The following is a 19,986-nucleotide window of genomic DNA, read 5'->3' as shown; positions in this document are numbered from 1 at the left end:
ATTTTATTTGCGGTTCCTTGCGGACGGCATGTTTCGCTCCAGATTTTTCTTCATAATGAGCACCTTTACATTGTAAATCGGCGCGTTCTGCGGGTCCAGTGTTCTGGCGGCCACATAGCTGCGTCCGGCTTCAAAAGGGTCTATATTGGCGTAAATGTCGCCGCGCAGCGCGTAGACGGCGGCGTTCATCTGGGCAAGACGCATGGCACGGTTTATATCCTCCGCCGCGCCGTCGTAGTAGCCGGCGCGCCAGGCGGCGCGCGCGCGCAGAAACCAGCCGTCGTAACTGTCCGGGCGCAGCGATATCAGCCTGCCGTAATCCTGGGCCGCGCCGCCGAAGTCGCCGTCGGTTTCGCGTATTATGCCGCGCAGCCGCCAGGCGGCGTACATGCCGGATTTTATGTCCAGCAGCCGGTCAAGGTCCTGCAGGGCGGCGCGGTTGTCCCCCTGCCCGCCCAGCGACAGCGCGCGCCCGTAAAGGGCCTGCGGAAAATCCGGCTCCAGTTTGAGCGCATGGGAAAAATCCTGCGCCGCGCCGGCCATATTGCCCTGTCCGTAGCGGGCCGAACCGCGGTTCACATAAGCCAGCACGTATTTGGGCGCTATTGAAACGGCCCTGTCGGCCAGCTTCTCGGCCTGGGGGTAGCGGTCCCTGTCCAGTTCCAGCGCGGCCAGGTTGTTGTATGCCTGAGCGAAAGACGGGTCGGCCTTTATGGCCAGCGCGTAATCCTGCGCGGCTTCCGGCACATCGCCGCGTTTTTCGCGCGCCATGCCGCGGTTGTTGAGCGCGGCGGCATAATCCGGCCTTTTTCCCAGGGCTTTGTTGTAGAGGACTATGGCGTCAGTATAGGCGCCGTTAAGCACCAGCTCGTTGGCTTTTGCAAACAGCTTCTCCGGGCTTTTGTAACAGCCGGACAGAAAAAACGCGGACAGCAGGACGAGTAGTCTTATCGGGCGCATCGTTTTTCCCCGCCGCGGTAGAAAGCCAGAGCCATCAGCGCGGCCCCGACCGTGATAAATGAATCCGCGGCATTAAACACCGGCCACACCCTGAAATCTATAAAATCCGCCACCGCGCCGCAACTAAGCCTGTCCCAGAGATTGCCCAGCGCGCCGCCCGCTATAAGCAGCATTCCCAGCCGCGCGGCCCTGCCGCAGGCGGCTATTTCCTCCCGCCAGAAAAACATCGCTCCCAGAAAAACGGCGGCCACCGCCGCGAACAGCCAGTTCATCCCGCGCAGCATGCTGAAGGCCGCGCCGGTGTTTTCCACATAGGTCAGCCGCAGAAGCCCCCAATCCAGCCCGGCGGTCCCGTCCAGGTATTTATGCGCCAGGAATTTGGTGATTCTGTCCAGCGCGAATACGGCGGCTATCACAGCCGCCGCGCGTGGCGAAACCCGCGTCAGCGCGGCCCGTTGTGTCCGTTCCGCCGGGGCGGAGCAGCAGTTCATTTCTCCGCCTCCAGCACGCCGGCGCAGCGCGCGCAGACGTCCGGATGCGCGGGATGCGCGCCGATATCCTTTTTCCACTGCCAGCAGCGCGGGCATTTCGCGCCGTCGGCGTGAACGACTTCAACGGAAAGCTGCTCCGGCCCCTCCGCCAGTTCCGCTGCGGAGACTATCAGCACGGAAGGCCACAATTCCAACGTGCCGCTTATGAAAGCGCGCTCAGCCGCGTCATTGGCCCTGAAAATAACTTTCGCCTCAAGCGGCGCGCCTATGATGCCGGCCTTCCTTTTTTCCTCAAGGGCTTTGAGCGCAAGCTCGCGTATCTGCCGTATTTTCTCCCATTTTTCCGCCAGCGCCTGCGGGCATTTTTCTCCGGCCTGAGGGAAATCCGACAGGAAGACGCTTTCCTCAAGGCCGGGATTGGCCTTGCGCAATTCCTGCCACGCCTCCTCTGCGGTGAAAGACAGCACCGGGGCCATGAGCCGAAACAGCCCCGTGGCAATCTCGTAAAGCGCGGTCTGGGCGGAGCGGCGCTCCCATGAATTCTTGCCCAGGGTGTAGAGCCTGTCTTTCAACGTGTCAAAGTAGAAAGACGACAGGTCCAGTATGCAGAAATCCGCTATGTCGCGGATTGCGGCGCGGTAATTGAGCCTGTCATAATGCCCGCGCGCTGCCGCCACAAGCTCCGCAAGGCGGTGGAGCATGTATCTGTCCGCCTCGTGCAGCTTATCGTAAGAAACCTTATGTTTTTGCGGGTCGTAATCCCAGAGATTGCCAAGCAGATAGCGCGACGTGTTGCGAATCTTGCGGTAGGCGTCTATGGGCCCCTCCAGCAGTTTTTCGGAGAGGCGCACATCCTCGGTGCAGTCGGACAGGGCGACCCAGAGCCGCAAAGTCTCCGCGCCGTATTTGCCTATTATTTCCTGCGGCGAGACGGCATTGCCCGCCGATTTGTGCATGGCGTGGCCCTTCTCATCCATTATAAATCCGTGGGTGTATACCGCCTTGTACGGCGCATGGCCGTTCAGCGCGACCGACGGGATAAGCGAGGTCTGGAACCAGCCCCTGTGCTGGTCCGAGCCTTCCATATAGAGGTCAGCCGGATAATGCCCCTCCGGCAGCACCGCCGCCCAGGAAACCCCCGAATCCAGCCACACGTCCAGAATGTCGGTTTCCTTGACGAAAGTTGTCCCGCCGCATTTGCATTTATAGCCGGGGGGAACTATCTTTTCCGCCGGATCGCTGAACCAGAAATCCGAGCCTTCGGCGAAAGCGCGTTTCTCTATGGCGGCAAAAAGCGTTTCGTCATACTGAAGCTGATGGCAGGAGGAGCAGTTCATCATCGGCACCGGCGTTCCCCAGGCGCGCTGGCGCGACAGGCACCAGTCCGGCCTTTGCTGCACCATGGAGCGTATTCTTTCCCTGCTGCCCGGCGGCACCCAGTTCACCTTGTCTATGGCGGCGACAAGTTTGTCGCGCAGCCCGTTTTTGTCTACGCCCAAAAACCACTGCTCCGTTGCGCGGAATATGACCGGCTTTTTGCACCGCCAGCAATGCGGATAGCTGTGCGAAATATCCTTTGCGGCCAGCAGCTTACCCGCGGCGCGCAGTTTTTCAATGACCGCCGGGTTGGCCTCCCAGACCGAGAGCCCCTCAAACTCGCGGCCCTCTTTAGTAAAGCGGCCCCGGTTGTCCACGGGACAGAAAATCTCTATACCCTGCTCCAGGCCGGAGTAGAAATCGTCCTCGCCATGGCCCGGCGCGACATGGACTATGCCGCTGCCCGTATCCATCGCCACGAAATCCGTATGGATGACCGGATTGGCTTTATCCGCGAACAGCGGATGGCGGTATTTGAGGCCCAGCAGCGCTTTGCCGGGGATTTTTTCGCCCTTTTCGCAGTCCAGCCCGCATTCGGAAATAAAAGAATCCGCCAGCTTTTCGGCGGCGATGTAATGCTCGCCGGTTTTGCGGTCGCGCAGGAGGATATAGCTTTCCTCCTCGTCCACGGCGGCGGCCATGTTGGCGGGCAGGGTCCAGGGGGTGGTGGTCCAGATGGCCAGCGCGGCTTTTTTACCGGAGAACGGCTCCGCCAGTTCAAATTTCACGAATATGGAATTGGAGGTTTTATCCTTGTATTCCACTTCCGCGTCGGCTAGCGCGGTCTCGCACGAGACGCACCAGTATATCGGCTTTTTGCCTTTGAATATGCAGCCCTTGCGCGCCAGATCCAGAAAAGCCTTTATGACTGTGCCCTCAAAATGCGGCGACATGGTGATATACGGATTGTCCCAGTCCGCCGGTATGCCAAGCCGCTTGAAATCCTCGCGCTGGAGGTCTATGAATTTCGCGGCAAACTGCCGGGCCTTTAGGCGGAAGGCGGGAATATCTTCTATATGCCGCTTGTCCTGCTTCAATTCCTTCAGGAGGGCGTGTTCTATGGGAAGCCCGTGGCAGTCCCAGCCCGGCACATAAGGCGTGTAATGGCCCGACATCGCGCGCGATTTGATGGTTATATCCTTGAGGATTTTGTTAAGCGCGTGTCCGTTGTGTATATGCCCGTTGGCGTAGGGCGGCCCGTCGTGCAGGATATAGGGGGTTTTCCCGCGGCGCTTTTCCAGCATTTTGCGGTAGAGGCCGATATCGTTCCATAATTTAATGGTCAGCGGCTCGCGTTTCGGCAGCTCGGCGCGCATGGGGAAATCGGTTTTGGGAAGCAGAACCGTGCCGGAGCGTCCGGCTGTCTCTTTTATAGCCATATCCTGTGGAATTATACAAAATACGGAATTCCCCCGCGGTTCCGGCGCAAAAAAGCGCCCCCCGTTTTGCGGGGGGCGCCGGAGACTGCGGCAATGCAATCAATTGGCCACAAGCCATTGCGCGAATTTAGGCCATTTGCCGGCTTTGGCGAAGGCTAGCTCGTCGTAATTCGTGTCGTACTTTTCCGCGGGAAGATAAACCGCAAGCCCGTGCGAATCCGCATAGTCGAACGTGACTCTGTTATGCTTGATTACGCTGCCCTTCAGATAATCCATAAGCGCGCCCGCGGCTTCCTTGATTTTCGGATTTGTCTCGGCCGGCGTGGCAACCAGGGAGACAAAGTGGTAAAGGTCCGCATTATCCCTATAATTGTGGTTCACGGCATAATGCTGTGTCGCTGTGAGGGCTTTCTTTACCGCCTCCTTGTTGCCGGAAGTCATGACAGCGTCGGCAAAAGCGTCCATCTTCTTTACCAGTTCCGGCATCGTCTTTGAATCCACATACGACTGCGTGGCCATGTATGTGTAATGGTCCGCATAACTGTCCACCGCAGCTTTGGACAAAGAGGCGGCCTCCATATCCGAACCATGCGCTTTCTGAAGGAACGCATCATAGGTGTAGCCGTCGCCCGCTTCCAGTTCCTCGGAACCGACCACATAGGAAGCGTAATCCTTCAACTCATAGGTAACTTCGGCCATCTGCATAAGGCAGGCGTCCGAGGCGTAAACATCCATTTTGCGCCCAAGCGACTTGAGCAGCGCGCCCATCTGCGGCGTGTTGATGTGGTTGCCGGTCTCGTCGTCTGCCGAGATTATTTTGGCGGGCTGATTATCCATCGCCTTGGTCCAGCCTCCGCCGTGATTCCAGAGGATATACATGTAATGCTGCGCCGGATATTTGGACATGGCCCATTTGCCGAAATCCGCGGCATGCTTGTAATCGCCCATATCGCATTGGGGGATGGTTTCAACCACTGGCGATGAGATTTTATCGGTGTCATTGGCTTTTTTCACCAGGTAGCGGCGGCAGCCGGTCCATTTGCCGTCGTTGGCGACATTGCCCATGCGTCCGAACTCCACCACCACCTGTATGTCATTGTCCGAGCCGACTCTTTCCATCTGGTAAAAATTCGTGAAGGCGAACTGTTCCAATTCGTTCTTGCCGTTCATAAACACCATGACAGTCCATTTAGGGAGCGCAGCGGGCTTGGCGGACTGCGGCGCATCTGCCGGACCGGCGGCTGGCGCGGACGGCACCGCCGTTCCGGTTACCGCCGCGGAGTTGGCGGCGTTTCTCACGCCTTTGGCGCCTGGCGCGGGATTGTCGTAGTTTACCGCCGCGAAGGCGGCGCAGGCCTGAAACACTACCGAGACGACCACTGCCATAACAATGTTGCCGGACATTGACAGCCTCTCTTGGGCGGGGGGGGTGTGCTGCGCCCGCCCGCACCAATTATACAGATTCCTATTGGAATGTCAATTCCGGCGCAAGGCAGGCGGGCGGGCGCGGTTTTGCGAGCCTTATCTGGCCGGCTGGGGGGAATGCGGCAGCCGCCGCAGCGACATAAAGCCGGACAGCGCGCGCAGCGCCCTGTCGGACGAGCGGAACACCGGGATGCCGCTTTTGGCGGCCAGCGCGCGGTAACCGTCGTAGAGCGCGCCCGCCGCGACGCAGAACACCAGCGGCTTGCCGTGCCGCCGCGCGATTTCGCCTATCTTCGCCGCGACGGAATTTTCCAGCCCTTCGCTTTCCAGCGTTTTCATCGCCGGGGTGAGCGGCACAAGCGACAACGCCATCGCATCCGTTTCCGGCGAGGCCAGCGCGGCCTCCGCGATTTCCAGTATGGCGGCGTCCGGGGCCATGGGGGTTACATCCAGCGGGTTGCGCGCGTCCACTATGGCGTCAAGCCCGTGGCTTTCCAGCAGGGCCTTTATTTTGCGCGACAGCGTCTCATCCAGAGGCGTGGCCGACAGCGGGCCGCGCGCCGGCAGATTGTCGGCCATGGCGGCGCTTTCAAAGCCGGCATTGCTCATCAAAAATACGTTTCCGCGCGCCGGTTTTGCGCCCGCGTAGCAGGACATGAGCTGCGCCATATCCTCAAAATCGTCCAGAGTATCGGCCACCCAGGCGCCGGCGCGGGCCAGCGTCTCGCGCAGGACCACGTAATCCCCGGCCACGGAGGCGGTATGCCCCATCACCGCCTTCTGCCCGGCGGGGGTGCGCCCGGCCTTGTAGACCAGCGCCTCCTTGCCCGCCGCCCTTGCGGTTCTGACCGCATCCAGCAGGCGCAGCCCGTCGCCGTCCTTGAGGCCTTCCAGATAAATAAACAGCGCCTTGACGTCTTCGTCCTTGGCGGCGTGGGCGGCATAGTCGGCCACCGTCACGTCCATCTGGTTGCCCACCGAAACGCTGTAGACGGGCTTAAGCTCCGGGAATTTGCCGCATATGGTTATCACGAAGGCGCCGCTCTGGCTGATAAGCGCGCTCTGGTGGAAGGGCAGCGAGGGGCCTATGGGCGGGGCCATTTTCTCCGCCGGGATGAAAAGCGTGTTCACCTTTGACGGGTTTGAGACTATGCCCAGCGAATTGCCGCCGCTGAGCGTGAAATCGGGATTATTCTTCTTGCCCTCGGCGACGATTTTCAGCACCTCTTCCTGCACCGCATGGCTGCCTTCCTTTTCGCCCATGCCGCCGGAAATCAGCGCCACGCCGCGCACCCTGCCGCTGCGGGCGGCGTCCCGCAGCGCGGCGGGGACGTCCTTGGAGGGGACTGCCATCACCAGCATGTCTACGATATGCGGGAAATCCGCCGCTTTCGCGAAACAGCGCGCGCCGTCTATCTCGCCCTGAAAATCCTTGAGAACATAGAGGTTATGCCTGTCAAAGCCGGCTTTCATGACATTGTTGAGGATGATGCGGCCCATGTTCATCTTCTTTTCGCTCACGCCCGCGACGGCGACGGTGGCGGGCCGCAGCAGCGCATGCACCCCCTTTGCCGTCGGCGCGACGCGCGGCTTGGGGCCGGGCGCGCGCAGCCGCAGCACCCCGTCCAGCGCGACAAGTTTCCCGCATGACACCGCCAGCGGGTTCACCTCCATCTCCTCTATAACAACATGCTGCCCGCCCGCGTCCGAGAACGCGGCCATCAGCCTGGCGAAAGCGTCCAGCCATTTAAGGATTTCCTCGTCCTGGGCCAGTTTTCTGCCGCCGCGCACGTTGCCGGCGGCGTATTTCCATATCCAGGCGGAGTTCAGAAACGCCCGCATCCCCTCCGGGCCGTCCAGCGCGGCCAGCGGCGCCACGGCGGGAGTGTTGCCGGGCCTGATTTTCTGCGTGATATTCTCGGCATCGGTGCCGCCGACGCCCAGGCTGATGACCGGCCCGAATGCCGGGTCCTGCCGCGCGCCCAGCATAAGCTCCTGCCCCAGCGAGAACACGGCATGTTCCACAAACTCGCAGACCATGAACCGCTCCACCCCGCGCAGCGCCAGGCGCATGTTGCGGATGGTTTCCACCACCTTGTCCTTGGCGCAGACTTTGACGCCGCCGGCCTCGGTCTTGTGCAGCGTCTCGGAAGAGACGGCTTTGACCACCACCTTGTTTCCGGGAAAACTTTCCACTATGTTGTGCAGCTCGCCGCGGTCTATGGCCTCGTGCGGCAGCAGGCTGCGCATCGGGGTGGGCAGGCCGAACGCGTCAAAAAGCTCGTAGACTTCCGGCTCGGTCAGTGCGTTGCGTTTCTGCGCCAGCGCGGACTTAAGGACTGCCTGGACGGTTTTTACAGGGTCGGTGTTATGCATGGCATACCTCGCGTATTTTTTCAAGCGCGGCGTGCCGCGCGAAATAAAGGCATTGTTTCCTGCTGATAATTCCCGCGCCCAGCGACAGGCAGTCGGAAGCCGCCGCGCCCAGCGCAAGCCTGAGGCACTCCTGCCGGCCCGCGCCCCGCGCGAAGCCGCAAATCAGCCCGGCCATAAACGAATCTCCCGCGCCCACGGCGGAGAGCGGCTTTATCTCCGGCGGGCGAAACCGCCACAGCTTCTGCGGCGTAACAGCCCAGCCGGGATGCGGGCCGTCGGTAACCACTATGTATTCCGTGCCTGCGGCGCGCGCTTTGGCGAAAAATCGGCACAGCGCGCCGCCGGAAAGTTTATCCCCGGAAAGGTATTCAAACTCCTCGCGGTTGAGCTTTACCAGTTCCGGCCCCGCGGCGGCGGCGGCTTTCAGCGCGGGGCCGCTGGTGTCCAGCGCGCAGAGCGCGCCGCGTTTTTTGGCTATCCTTATAAGCTGCGCGAAAAAGCCGTCGCCCAGCCCTTTGCATATCCTGCCGGAAAACACCGCCGCCCCGCAGCCGCCCAGGCAGGCGGCATAGGTTTTCAGAAAGCGCCGCCGCGCCGCTGCGGGGACGGGGCTGCCTTCCTCGTTGAAATCGGTGGCGATGCCGTCGCGCCCGTCCACGACCGACAGGCAGAGGCGGCTTTCCCCCGGCGAAAATATCACGCAGCGGTTTTCAATCCCCTCGCGGCGCAGCGCGCCGGCAATCCAGCGGCCCGAATACCCGGACAGAAAGCCCGTCAGGCGCGGCTTTACGCCCAGCGTCGTCAGCGCGCGCGATACATTGACGCCCTTTCCGCCCGCCAGGCTTTTGACTTCGGCCAGCCGGTATATGCGGCCTTTGTCCAGCCGGTCCACCACGGCGGTTTTGTCTACAGCCAGGTTAAGGTTGACGACAAGGACTCTGTTCGCCATAGGCCTATGAATTTATCATTTTTCGCAGCAGGTTCAGCGCGGCGGCGGCGGAATAGAGCTTGTTGTTTTCGCGCGAGGAGCAGAACCGCCGCTCCTGCGCCGCGCTTTTGCCGCCCGGCCCGGCGGCGGCGATATAGACCAGTCCCACCGGTTTTTGCCTGGTTCCGCCGCCCGGCCCGGCTATGCCGGTGATGGCCAGCCCCCAGTCCGCGCCGAAGGCCGCCCTGGCGCCGGCGGCCATTTCCAGAGCGCATTGGGCGGATACCGCGCCGTGCTTTTTAATGGTGGCGCGCCTCACCCCCAGAAATTTTATTTTGGCTTCGTTGGAATAGGCCACGATACCGCCCGGAAAATAGCGCGAGCTGCCGGGCCGGTCGGTTATCATGCTGGCGGCCAGCCCGCCGGTGCAGGATTCGGCCAGGGCCAGCGTCTGCCCCCGCTTTTCCAGCGCGGCGCCCAGCGCGCCGGACAGCGTGGCGCCGCCCTCGCCGAAAACAGCGCCTCCCAGCGCGGCCCTGCACATGCGCCGGATTTGCGCGGCGGCTTTCGCCGGGGTTTTGCCGCCGGGCGCGGCCAGAAAGCGCACCGTGCCCGGTGAGGCGAGAATGGTGTATTCCGCGTCCGGGAACCGCTCCATCACCGGCGCCAGCGCCTCTGCGGCGGCGGATTCGGCGGTGTCGCCTATGGAGATGTCAACGCGGGGCGGCGCGCCGCGCAGCCGGAAGGCGCGCTTTATTTCGGGCGCGATATAGCGCTTGAACATGGGCCGCCATTCGGCAAGCGGGCCGGGCTGGAGAAGCAGCAGCTTCCCTCCCAGCCGCAGCGCCTGCCCCGGCGCTGTCCCGGCGGGGTTGGGCAGCGCGCGCGCCCCCCGGATAAGCAGCGCCTGCCGCGCGTTTGTGGGCGGCATTTCGCGGCGCAGTTTGGCAAAACGCACTTTAAGTCCGCGCAGCAGTTCCGGCGACAGGACAAGTTTTTCGCCAACCGCCCGCGCGGCGGCCTGCCGCGTTATATCGTCAAAAGTGGGGCCGAGCCCGCCGGTTACAAGGACAATATCCGCCAAGCCCAGCGCGGTTTTTATCGCGCGGGCGACGGCATTCTCGTAGTCGGGCAGGGTGGTCTCCCCGCAGACGGAAACGCCCAGCTTTTCCAGTTCGGCGCAAATCAGCGGGGTGTAGGAGTTAAGCCTGCCCCGCACCAGTTCCGTGCCGGTGAATATAAGGAATGCGCGCGCGTTTGCCATCAGCGCAATTGTACAAAAACTTTTCAGAGCCTTTCCGAAACGAAACGGGCGCAAAACCTTGCCAGCGGCGTTCAACTTGTGGTAGCGTTGGTATTGTGAATATTTACGAACAGCAGATATCCAACCGGCGGTGGACGGCGGCCATAGTGGCCCTGTTTTTCGCGCTGTTCATGTTTATCGGGCTGGGGTTTGACGTGTTCATGCTGGGAATGCCGTTTCCCGTGCTGAATCCTGACGGGGCGCCCGGCGTCATGGCCTATGCCGGACACCGCCGTGCCCGCGCGCGCGCGCATGCCGAACTGCCGCGCCGGACCGACAGCGTTCCCTACGGGACTATTGCAAGCCTGCTTTTTGCCTGCGGGATGCTGCTGAACTCTGTTTTCAACGGGCCGGGGATGATATTGTCTTCCTGCATGGCGCGTCCGCCCAACCCGCTGGACGACAAGGAAAAGCAGCTTGTCAATATCGCCGAGGAGATGAGCATAGCCGCCGGCCTGCCGCCGCCGCAGGTTTATGTTGTGCCCGACGCGGACCCCAATGCTTTCGCGACAGGCTTTTCGCCAGGCGGGGCTAAAATAGCCGTTACGCAGGGACTGCTGGACTGCCTTTCGCGGGAGGAGTTGCAGGCCGTGGTCGCCCACGAGATGAGCCATGTCAGGAATTACGACATACGGCTGATGACAATGATTGCCGCGCTCTGCGGCGCGCTGGCGTTGCTGAGCGACTGGGCGGGACGCTCTGTGCGGGCAGGAGGCGGCTCGCGCGGGAAAGGCAAAAGCGGCGGCAATATCGTGGTTTTCGTGTTGTGGCTTGCGCTGGTGATACTGGCGCCGGTCATTGCGCAGCTGCTGGCCACGGCGGTGTCGCGCAAGCGGGAATACCTGGCAGACGCCACAGGGGCCGAGCTTACACGCAATCCGCTGGCGCTGGCCCGCGCGCTGGAGAAAATCCGCGCGGCGGCCTCCCCCACCCGGCTTATGAACCGCGAAGGCGTGGCGCATATGTGCATATCCGATCCGCGCGGCGGCCTCTTTGATGATAAGGAAGGTCTAGTGGCCGACATTCTGGCCACTCATCCGCCCATGGGCCGGCGCATAACCGCGCTTAAAATGATGGCTTATGCCGGAGGCGCGTCATGATTGCCGCCGCGCTGGCTTTGTCCGTGGCTGTTGCCGCCGCGCCCGCGCCGGGGCGGCTTGCGGCCTGCACAAGCGCGGGAAAAGAACTGTTTGCCCAGCGCCGGCTGCCGGAAGCGGAGGCAAAATTCAGGGAATGCGTAGCCTCCTGGCCGGAGGATGCGGGCGCGCATGTCAGCCTGGCCGGCGTGCTGATGACGCTGAAAAAATTTGACCAGGCCGCCCAGGAATTTACGGACGCGCTTGAAAAAATTGACCCCAACTCGCCGCTGGCGGCCTATTGCCACAGCCGGCTGGGCGACATAGCCGTGAAAAAGGGCAAGCTGGACGAGGCGGAGGACCGCTACCGCCGCGCCGCCGCCATAGACCCGCGCGAAGTCAACTCCATAATCGGCCTGGGCCGTTGCAGCGAGATAAAAAAGGACTGGTTTCCCGCCGCCGAAAATTACCGCAGGGCGCTGGCGCTGGAACCGGGCAACGAAATGGCCAAACAGGGGCTGCGTCGCGTGGAACCGACCGTGATGAGCGACGCCGAAATACTCTCCGAGCTTAAATTCCGCCGCGCGCTGGTGTCCGACGCGAGCGAGCTTTCCCCTGAAGCAAAACTGCTTTTCAAGGACATAAGGCGGGCGGAGGAGTACGGCGGCGTCAACTATCTGGCCAAAAGGCTGCGCGCGCTGCCGCCGGACTACACCGTGGAAAAAGACACCGGAACCCCGACGTACAGGCTTATGTTCAGCTATGCGGGATATCTGGTCTACCGCAACTATATATCCAGCGACGCGGTCCGGTTTTTTGAGAAAAAAGGCATAAAGCTCAAGGATGTGGTTAAGCTGCGCGCCAAAAACGGCGCCCTTGTGTTTGACCCCAAGGAGGGGGGGCGGCTCTCCTCGGACGGGCTGGAAGTTTATTATTATGCCATGCTGGGCCGCAAGGAATATATCCTGCCTTCGGAGCCGCTGCCGCCCGCGCTGTGGGAAAAGCTCAGCGAAAGCGACAAGCTGGAAGTCGAGATGAAACGCGACAAGTACATGGAAATATCCGAATCCGAATACCTGTGGCTGTGCCGGGCCACCAACTGCGCGGAGGAAACTTTCACTGAAAAACTGGACATGCGCATCCGCGAAATCATGCTTGGCGACGGTAAAAAACGCAAGCGCTATTTCATAGACACCACCGGCATGAGAAAGGATATGGGCGCGCTGGCCTCGCATATCTACCGCTACCGCAGCGGCGATACGGACACCTCCGGCTCCGGCAGCACCGGATTTTTCGGGCTGGGCGGCTCGCCCAAGCAGAAGCTTTGCGACAAATACGGGGGGATATCTGACGCCATAGAGCAATGAAAATATCAAGAACGGAAATTATCACCGTGGCGGCCCTCATGCTGTCCGTATTGGCGGCGGGCGTGTCCGGCTACATGATTATAGAGGGCTGGAATCTGGCGGATTCGCTTTACATGACCGTCATAACCCTGGCCACCATCGGCTACGGGGAGACGCACCCGCTGTCGCCGCACGGGCGGATTTTCACCATGCTGCTTATATTCGGCGGGCTGGGAATAATGGCCTATGCGTTTTCCATGTTCACCGCGCTGATTGTGGGCGGCCATCTCACAGACGCTTTCAGGAGAAGAAAAATGGACAAGCAGATAAAATCGCTGGCGGGGCATTACATCGTCTGCGGCGCGAGCCGGGCCGGACTCTCCATCGCGGAGGAACTGGCAAAAACGGGCAGGTCTTTTGTCATGGTGGAAATGGACGCGGCCTCCGCCGCCAGGCTTGTGGAGCGCGGATGGCTGACTGTCCGCGGCGACGCCACGGAGGATAAAACCCTCAAGGAGGCGGGGATGGAGCGCGCCGCGGGGCTGTTCTGCTGCCTTAACAACGACAAGGATAATGCCTTCGCCGCGCTTACCGGGCGGCTGCTGAACCAGGCTTCGCGCATAATAAGCGCCCAGCGCTCCGAGGAGGTGCGCCAGAAGCTCATGCGCAGCGGGGCGGACGCGGTCATAAATCCGGGGCATATAGGGGGGCTGCGCATGGTCTCGGAAATGGTGCGGCCCGCCACTGTTACTTTCCTGGACAACATGCTGCGCGAGGCCAGAAACGCCTACCGTTTTGAGGATGTGGAAATCAGGACCCCTGTCCTGCTGGGCGATATAAAGGGCGCGCAGGGCGGCGCGGCGCTGGCCGTGGCCGTCAGGCGGCGCGGCGCCGTGGATTACGAGATGAACCCCGCGCCGGACATGCGGCTGGCCGAGGGTGATGTTGTCATAGCCCTGGGCAGCCGGGAGCAGATAGCCTCACTGCGGCGTGGCCTCGGATTGCATTGACGGCGGCGCAAAGGTAGAATGTAGCTGAATTGGAAGGGCCGGCCAATGCCGGCAGGCGATACGGAGTTTGCCCGGCGGACGCGCAGCCGCGCAACAGTCCGGCAGGTTGTATATCAAGGAGAATGAGATATGAAAAAGCTGGTAATATGTGTTGCCGCCATGGTGTGTGCGGGCATTGCGTTCGCCGCGCAAAAAGGCTCCGACAGAGCCGCAGAAGTCAATGGCGAGGCAATCAAGAAAAGCGATGTGGACGCAAGGCTCTGGTCGCTGTTCGGCGTCAACCTGACAAACGACCTCATAAACGAACGGCTCATACTCCAGGAAGCCGCCAAGCAGAAAATCACGGTTGATGCCGCGTCCGTGGATAAAAACCTCCAGAATCTCAAGGGCCAGGGGAAACAGGCCGAGGATTTCACGGCCAATCTCAAGGCGCAGGGCATAAGCGAGGATGTGGTGCGCAACCAGATTCGCATCAAAACCCTGGCAGAGGCGCTGGCTGTCAAAAAGTTTGACATCAAGACCACCGATGCCGACGCGGAGGCTTTCTTCAAGCTGAACAAGAAAAGCCTGGACAAGCCGGAAGGCGTTTCCGCGGTTCAGCTTTCTGTTCCGAGCAGCCAGGAGGCGCAGGACATGCTGTCCGCTGTGAAAGCCGGGGCCGACTTCAAAAATCTGGCCGTGGCCAAATGCACGGCGAACAAGCTCTGCCCTGCGGACGGCTCGCCGGTTGTCATATACAAAGGACAGCTTCCCGCGGATGTGGAAAAGGCGGTGTTCGCATTGCAGCCCGGAGAAACCTCCCAAGTGATAAACGGCAACAACGTGTTCATCGTAGTCAAGATGATAAAGGCCGTGCCGGCGGCGCCCGCAGAATTCGCCGCGCTCAAGGACCAGATAAGCTCCGTGCTGCAGCAGCAGAAGGTGGGCCAGGCCGTTCCAGAGATGATAAAGCAGCTGCGCGCCGAAGCTAAAATCAAGGTTTACTAGATGAAAAGGACGGTGAGGATTTTCGCCTTCGGGGGCAACGAAGTCGCCCCCGTCGGCGAAATCGACCCCAAAACCGGCAAGCCGGTGGCGCCCGGCATTCCGCTGCAATGGCAGAAGACCGCGCGCACCTGCCGCTTCGTGGCGGATATAGTAGAAAAGCATCCGCTGGATTCCTTCATCCTCACGCACGGCAACGGGCCGCAGGTGGGCAATATATTCCTGCGCTCGGAGTATTCGCGCCCCATACTGCCGCCGCTGCCGCTGGACGTGTGTGGGGCAGACACCCAGGGCGCGATGGCCTACATGCTGGGCCAGTTGGACAGCGAACTGCGCATGCGCGGCATAGACCGGAAAACCTGCGGCGTGATAACGCAGGTGGTGGTGGATGAAAACGACCCCGATTTCAAAACTCCGTCCAAATTCATAGGCCCGTCTTATACAAAGGAAAAGGCGCATGAGTTCGCAAAAACCGAGGGTTGGGTGGTCAAGCTCTACAAGAAAGACGCCAGAGGCGGCGAAATCTGGCGCAAGGTGGTCCCCTCGCCGGTTCCGAAGTACATAGCCGAGCTGGACGGCGTTCAGGCCGTGCTGGACGCGGGGATGATACCAATCACCGTCGGCGGCGGCGGCATCCCCGTGGTGGAGGTCAGGCCGGAGATAAAGGACAGAGAGGAGATTTACCGCGCCGGTTATGGTGTGGTGTTCCGCCGCAAGCATAAACCCGGCGTGGCGCCTGCAATAGTCTATCGCGGCGTTGAGGCTGTGGTGGACAAGGACCTGGCCTCCGCGCTTCTGGGCGCCAGCCTGATGAAAACGGCCAGAGCCCGCGGCCACGAAATCAATGTCAGCCTCACCATATTCACCGGCGAGGACGGCGCCAAGCTCAATTACCAGCAGCCGGACCAGGTTGACCTGCGCCGGCTGACACTCAAAGAGGCGCAGGAGCTTTACGAGCGCAAGCCCTGCCCCTTCCCCGCCGGCAGCATGGGGCCGAAAATAAAAGCCGCCATAGAGTTCGTTAAAAACGGCGGCAGCATAGCCTATATAACAAAAACCGAGCTTTTCGAGGAAACCCTCAAAGGCAAAGCCGGCACTACCGTAACGCCCTGACTATGAAAAAAGCGCCGGGTTTCACCTGCATACGCTGCGGCAGGCAGTACAAGCCGGGCCAGGCGGAATACAACTGCCTCTCCTGCGGCGGCAATCTGGACGTCTCGTACGACTACAACCTCATAAAAAAACGGCTCACCCGCAAAACGCTGGAAGCCAACACGGACCGCAGCATGCTGCGCTATCTGGACATCCTGCCGGTTGAGGATGAAAAGCTCTTTCCGCCGCCGCAGGTCGGCTGGACGCCGCTTTACAGCGCGGACAAACTGGCCTCTGCCCTGGGCATTTCCGCGTTGTATATAAAAGACGAGGGGCGCAACCCCACCTGCTCGTTAAAAGACCGGGCCAGCGCCGTCGCCGCCGCTTGCGCGCGGGAAGTGAAGGCGGAAACCATAACCGCCGCCTCCACCGGAAACGCGGCGGCCTCGCTGGCGTGCATGACCGCTTCGCTGGATATGAAAACCGTCATTTTTGTCCCCAGGACCGCGCCCGCGCCCAAGGTGGCGCAGATACTGGTTTTCGGCGCGGCTGTGGTCATGGTGGATGGCAGCTACGACGACGCGTTTGACCTGTGCGTCAGGGCGTCCCGCGAATACGGCTGGCACAACCGCAACACCGGCTACAACCCCTTCACCCGCGAGGGCAAGAAAACCTGCGCCTTTGAAATCTGCGAGCAGATGGGCTGGAAAATACCGGACAAGGTGTTTGTCTCTGCCGGAGACGGAAATATCATAAGCGGGCTGTGGAAGGGGGTCTCGGATTTCAAAAAGCTGGGCATCATAGACAAGCTGCCGCAGCTTGTTGCGGTGCAGGCGGAGCATTCCAACGCCATCAAGCTGGCGTTTGAAAGCAAAGACGGCGAAATCCGCCCCGTAAGCGGCAAAACCGTGGCCGACAGCATTTCCGTCAGCCTGCCCAGGGACGGCATGGCCGCCGTAACCGCGCTCAAGGAATCCGGCGGCTTGGCCATCACGGTTACCGACGAGCAGATACTGGCCGCCATCCCGGAGCTTGCGCGCGGCGCCGGGGTGTTTGCCGAGCCGGCGGGCGCGGCGGCCTATGCCGGCGTCAAAAAAGCTGCCGCGCAGGGGCTTGTGAAAAAAGGGGAAACGGCGGTTGCCGTCATCACCGGCAACGGCCTTAAAGACATTGAAAGCGCCATGAAAACCGCCGGAAAGCCGCTGCGCGTAAAACCGGACTTTGAAGATTTCAAAAAACTAGCCGCCCAGGCCGGCCTGTAGAGGACATCCTGTAAATGGCATATTTTCTGTTTCTGGACGAAAGCGGCGGCGGCCACACCGAAGGAGAATATGAGGTGCTGGGCGGCATCGCCGTTGAAGATGTCAAATTATGGGGATTTATTCAAGACGCGCACAATTTGGAGTTGGAAATATTCGGCAGACGATACACTGACGGCGACAGAGAAATCAAAGGCAAGAAACTCCTGAAGAAAAAAGTTTTTACTCATGCCAAATATATGGAAATGATCGCACCGGGGGAGAGGACTGTTCTGGCGAAAAAAGCGCTGGATAACGGTCCCGCCGCCACGCGAAAGGAACTGGCAGCGCTTGCGCAAGCCAAGCTGTGCTATGTGAACAGACTATTCAGGTTATGCATAACCAATAAAATAAAAGCATTTGCGTCGATAGTTGCGCCGGATGCCCCGGGAACTCCGGAAGCGGGAATATTAAGAAAAGATTACTCTTACCTGTTTGAACGTTTTTTTTATTTCTTGGAAGACGCCGGTCATTCCGCAGGGATAGTTGTTTTTGACGAGCTTGAAAAAATAAAAAGCCATATACTTATCACGCAAATGGAATCCTATTATCAGAAAACAGCCAAAGGAAAGCAACGGGCGACGCGCATTATCCCCGAACCCTTTTTTGTGCATAGCCATCTCACAACATGTATACAGGTGGCGGATCTTGTAGATTATGTCTTGGGATGGACATGGAAAGTGGACGGGGTACAAACAAAACGTCCTGAATTGGAATACTTTCAGAAACTGGTGTTTTCAATGAGACATAAAATCAAACGGTCCCGACTGGATATTTTCAGTTTTTCTTATATCAGGGATCTGAGATGCCAGCGGGAAATGAAAAAGGCAATGTAGCTTACGCTACAAAGCCTCCATGAATAGTATAGGATATGACAGTGTAAAAGTCAATATGAATTCGCAATCACAAGGAGGAAATGACAAATGATAGGACTGCCGCTTATTATAGTGCTGGCGGTGTTTGCGTTCAGCTGCATCCGCGTGCTTAACGAATACGAGCGCGGCGTGGTGCTTACCCTTGGCCGCTTCAGCGGAGTCAAAGGGCCGGGCGTGATATTCCTTATCCCCGGGGTGCAGCAGATGTTCCGCATCAGCACGCGGGTGATGGTGCTGGACGTGCCGCCGCAGGACATCATGACGCGCGACAATATCTCCAGCCGCGTCAACGCCGTTGTGTATTTCCGCGTGGTGGACCCCAAGTCCGCCGTGCTTAACGTGGAAAACTACATGTACGCCACCAGCCAGCTCTCGCAGACGACGCTGCGCAGCGTGCTGGGCCAGCAGGAGCTGGACGACCTGCTTGCCAACCGCGACAAAATCAACAAAAACCTCCAGGAAATCCTGGACCAGCACACCGAGCCGTGGGGCATAAAAATCGCCAGCGTGGAGGTCAAAAACGTTGATATCCCCCAGGACATGCAGCGCGCCATGGCCAAGCAGGCCGAGGCCGAGCGCGAACGCCGCGCCAAGGTCATTCACGCCGAGGGCGAATTCCAGGCCGCCCAGAAGCTGGCCGACGCCGCCAAAATCATAGGCTCCGAGCCGGCGGCCATCCAGCTGCGCTACCTGCAGACGCTCACGGAAATTGCGACGGAGAAAAACTCCACGACGCTGTTCCCGATACCGATAGACATGATATCGGCGTTTCTGAAGAAATAGCCGGTGCGCCCGTCCCGCGTTCGCGGGGCGGGCGCGGCCCATGCGCGGACTCTACATACACATCCCGTTTTGCTCCGGCAAGTGCGGGTATTGCGATTTCGTCTCTTTTGCCGGCAAGGAGCGGCTGCGCGGCGCTTATATAACCGCGCTGGCAAACGAGATGTCGGCCTATCGCGGCATGGGCGCGCACACCCTTTATATCGGCGGCGGCACGCCCAGCGAGCTTGACGGCGCGGAACTGCGCCGCCTGCTCAACGCCGTGGGCGAGCGTTTCAACCCCGTGCGCGAGTTTGAGGAATCCACCGTTGAAGTAAACCCCGAAAGCATCACGCGCGACAAAATCATGATTTTGCGCCAGTTCGGCGTCAGCCGGATAAGCATGGGCTTGCAGTCTTTTGACGATGCCACGTTGTCCGCGCTGGGCCGCCGCCACGACGCTGCGCGTTTTCTGGACGCGTATCTGGACCTGCGCTCGGTCGGGTTTTCAAACATCAATATAGACGTTATTGCCGCGCCGCCGTATCAGGACAGGGCCGGCTTTGCCGAAACCGTCCGCCGGGTGATAGAACTAAAGCCCGAGCATGTGTCTGTCTACGGGCTTGAAATCCCGCAGGCCTGCGCGCTGGCGGGCCGGGGCGTTTCCGTGGACGGAGATTTGTGCCGGGATATGCTTGAAGACGCCTGCTCCGCGCTGGCCGCGGCGGGCTACAGCCATTACGAAATATCCAATTTCGCCAGGCCGGGCCGCGAATGCCGCCACAACATCAACTACTGGGACAACGGAGAGTATATAGGCATAGGCTGCGCGGCGGCCTCGTATGTAGGCGGCATCCGGCGCGTAACCGCGCCGATGCTGGAGCATTACTGCTCCACCCTCTCCAAAGAGGGCGGCGAGCCGCCTCTGGCTTCCTGCGAGAAGCTGGAAGGCAAGGAAAAAACCGGCGAAAGCCTTATGCTGGGGCTGCGCAAACTCACAGGGCTTAAATTGACCGACGATATGCGCCGCGACTTCGGCGGCGAGCTTGTAACCCTGGCCGCCCGCGGGCTGCTTGTGCTGGAAGACGACACCGCCCGTCTCACCCGCGAGGGAATCTACGTCTCAAACGAAGTTTTCCGCAGCTTCGTGCCGCCTTTCTGAACCCTTACCCTGAGTGTTTCAGTTGGATTGCGGAATTCGGCGAAAAATCGCTTCATACTGCCTTCACAAAATTATCCTTTCGTGCAGTGAGGCACGCGCGGATAATTTTGTTCGGCATTATTTCGCGCTTTTTCGCCTCGGTTCA

General features: G+C 60.2%; 16 protein-coding genes. 9 read left to right on the top strand and 7 right to left on the bottom strand.

Going from position 1 to position 19,986, the window contains the following annotated elements:
- Nucleotides 1–3: 3 nt before the first annotated feature.
- The 7 genes from WC421_00605 to WC421_00575 all read right to left on the bottom strand — a co-directional run bounded on the left by WC421_00605 (nucleotide 4) and on the right by WC421_00575 (nucleotide 10,200).
- Complete coding sequence (locus WC421_00605) at nucleotides 4–960, bottom strand: tetratricopeptide repeat protein (GenBank protein MFA5160724.1); 957 nt, start codon at nucleotides 958–960, stop codon at nucleotides 4–6.
- The gene (lspA, locus tag WC421_00600; protein ID MFA5160723.1) at nucleotides 948–1,451 is read right to left on the bottom strand and encodes a signal peptidase II; all 504 of its coding nucleotides are present in this window, start codon (nucleotides 1,449–1,451) and stop codon (nucleotides 948–950) included. Before lspA ends, WC421_00605 begins: the two co-directional genes overlap by 13 nt.
- Complete coding sequence (ileS, locus tag WC421_00595) at nucleotides 1,448–4,207, bottom strand: isoleucine--tRNA ligase (GenBank protein ID MFA5160722.1); 2,760 nt, start codon at nucleotides 4,205–4,207, stop codon at nucleotides 1,448–1,450. The genes lspA and ileS overlap by 4 nt, the downstream gene beginning before the upstream one ends.
- Nucleotides 4,208–4,306: 99 nt before the next feature.
- Nucleotides 4,307–5,611, bottom strand: coding sequence for a clostripain-related cysteine peptidase (locus WC421_00590; GenBank protein ID MFA5160721.1), 1,305 nt, complete (start codon nucleotides 5,609–5,611; stop codon nucleotides 4,307–4,309).
- Nucleotides 5,612–5,728: 117 nt separating this feature from the next.
- Nucleotides 5,729–8,008, bottom strand: coding sequence for an acetate--CoA ligase family protein (locus WC421_00585; GenBank protein MFA5160720.1), 2,280 nt, complete (start codon nucleotides 8,006–8,008; stop codon nucleotides 5,729–5,731).
- Entirely contained in the window at nucleotides 8,001–8,957 is a 957-nt protein-coding gene (locus tag WC421_00580; protein ID MFA5160719.1) for a hexose kinase, read from the bottom strand. The genes WC421_00585 and WC421_00580 overlap by 8 nt, the downstream gene beginning before the upstream one ends.
- A 4-nt stretch (nucleotides 8,958–8,961) precedes the next feature.
- A complete protein-coding gene (locus WC421_00575; protein MFA5160718.1) occupies nucleotides 8,962–10,200 on the bottom strand; it encodes a CinA family nicotinamide mononucleotide deamidase-related protein in 1,239 nt (412 codons plus the stop codon).
- Between the two features lie 95 nt (nucleotides 10,201–10,295).
- On the opposite strand from WC421_00575, the gene WC421_00570 reads away from it, so the two are divergent.
- The 9 genes from WC421_00570 (at nucleotide 10,296) to hemW (ending at nucleotide 19,841) form a co-directional block, all read left to right on the top strand.
- Nucleotides 10,296–11,339 carry a M48 family metallopeptidase gene (locus tag WC421_00570; protein ID MFA5160717.1) on the top strand — a complete coding sequence of 348 codons (1,044 nt, stop codon included), beginning with the start codon at nucleotides 10,296–10,298 and terminating at the stop codon, nucleotides 11,337–11,339.
- Nucleotides 11,336–12,682, top strand: a complete 1,347-nt coding sequence (locus WC421_00565) for a tetratricopeptide repeat protein (GenBank protein ID MFA5160716.1) — start codon at nucleotides 11,336–11,338, stop codon at nucleotides 12,680–12,682. Before WC421_00570 ends, WC421_00565 begins: the two co-directional genes overlap by 4 nt.
- Nucleotides 12,679–13,671 carry a potassium channel protein gene (locus tag WC421_00560; GenBank protein MFA5160715.1) on the top strand — a complete coding sequence of 331 codons (993 nt, stop codon included), beginning with the start codon at nucleotides 12,679–12,681 and terminating at the stop codon, nucleotides 13,669–13,671. The genes WC421_00565 and WC421_00560 overlap by 4 nt, the downstream gene beginning before the upstream one ends.
- Nucleotides 13,672–13,800: 129 nt before the next feature.
- Nucleotides 13,801–14,658 (top strand): peptidyl-prolyl cis-trans isomerase, encoded by an 858-nt coding sequence (locus WC421_00555; protein ID MFA5160714.1) that lies wholly within the window; start codon nucleotides 13,801–13,803, stop codon nucleotides 14,656–14,658.
- Entirely contained in the window at nucleotides 14,659–15,768 is a 1,110-nt protein-coding gene (locus WC421_00550) for a hypothetical protein (protein MFA5160713.1), read from the top strand.
- Nucleotides 15,769–15,770: 2 nt separating this feature from the next.
- Nucleotides 15,771–17,009: a threonine synthase gene (locus tag WC421_00545; protein ID MFA5160712.1), complete on the top strand. Its 1,239-nt coding sequence runs from the start codon at nucleotides 15,771–15,773 to the stop codon at nucleotides 17,007–17,009.
- Between the two features lie 14 nt (nucleotides 17,010–17,023).
- Complete coding sequence (locus WC421_00540) at nucleotides 17,024–17,881, top strand: DUF3800 domain-containing protein (protein MFA5160711.1); 858 nt, start codon at nucleotides 17,024–17,026, stop codon at nucleotides 17,879–17,881.
- An 87-nt stretch (nucleotides 17,882–17,968) separates the two neighbouring features.
- On the top strand, nucleotides 17,969–18,703 hold the full coding sequence (locus WC421_00535; GenBank protein ID MFA5160710.1) for a slipin family protein: 735 nt from the start codon (nucleotides 17,969–17,971) through the stop codon (nucleotides 18,701–18,703).
- Between the two features lie 40 nt (nucleotides 18,704–18,743).
- Nucleotides 18,744–19,841, top strand: coding sequence for a radical SAM family heme chaperone HemW (hemW, locus tag WC421_00530; GenBank protein ID MFA5160709.1), 1,098 nt, complete (start codon nucleotides 18,744–18,746; stop codon nucleotides 19,839–19,841).
- The last annotated feature ends 145 nt before the right edge of the window (nucleotides 19,842–19,986 follow it).

Source organism: Elusimicrobiales bacterium, from assembly GCA_041651175.1.
Taxonomy (GTDB): Bacteria; Elusimicrobiota; Elusimicrobia; order Elusimicrobiales; family Elusimicrobiaceae; genus JAQTYB01.
Note: the sequence above shows the minus strand (reverse complement) of the source record. Positions and strands in the feature narration are given on the sequence as shown.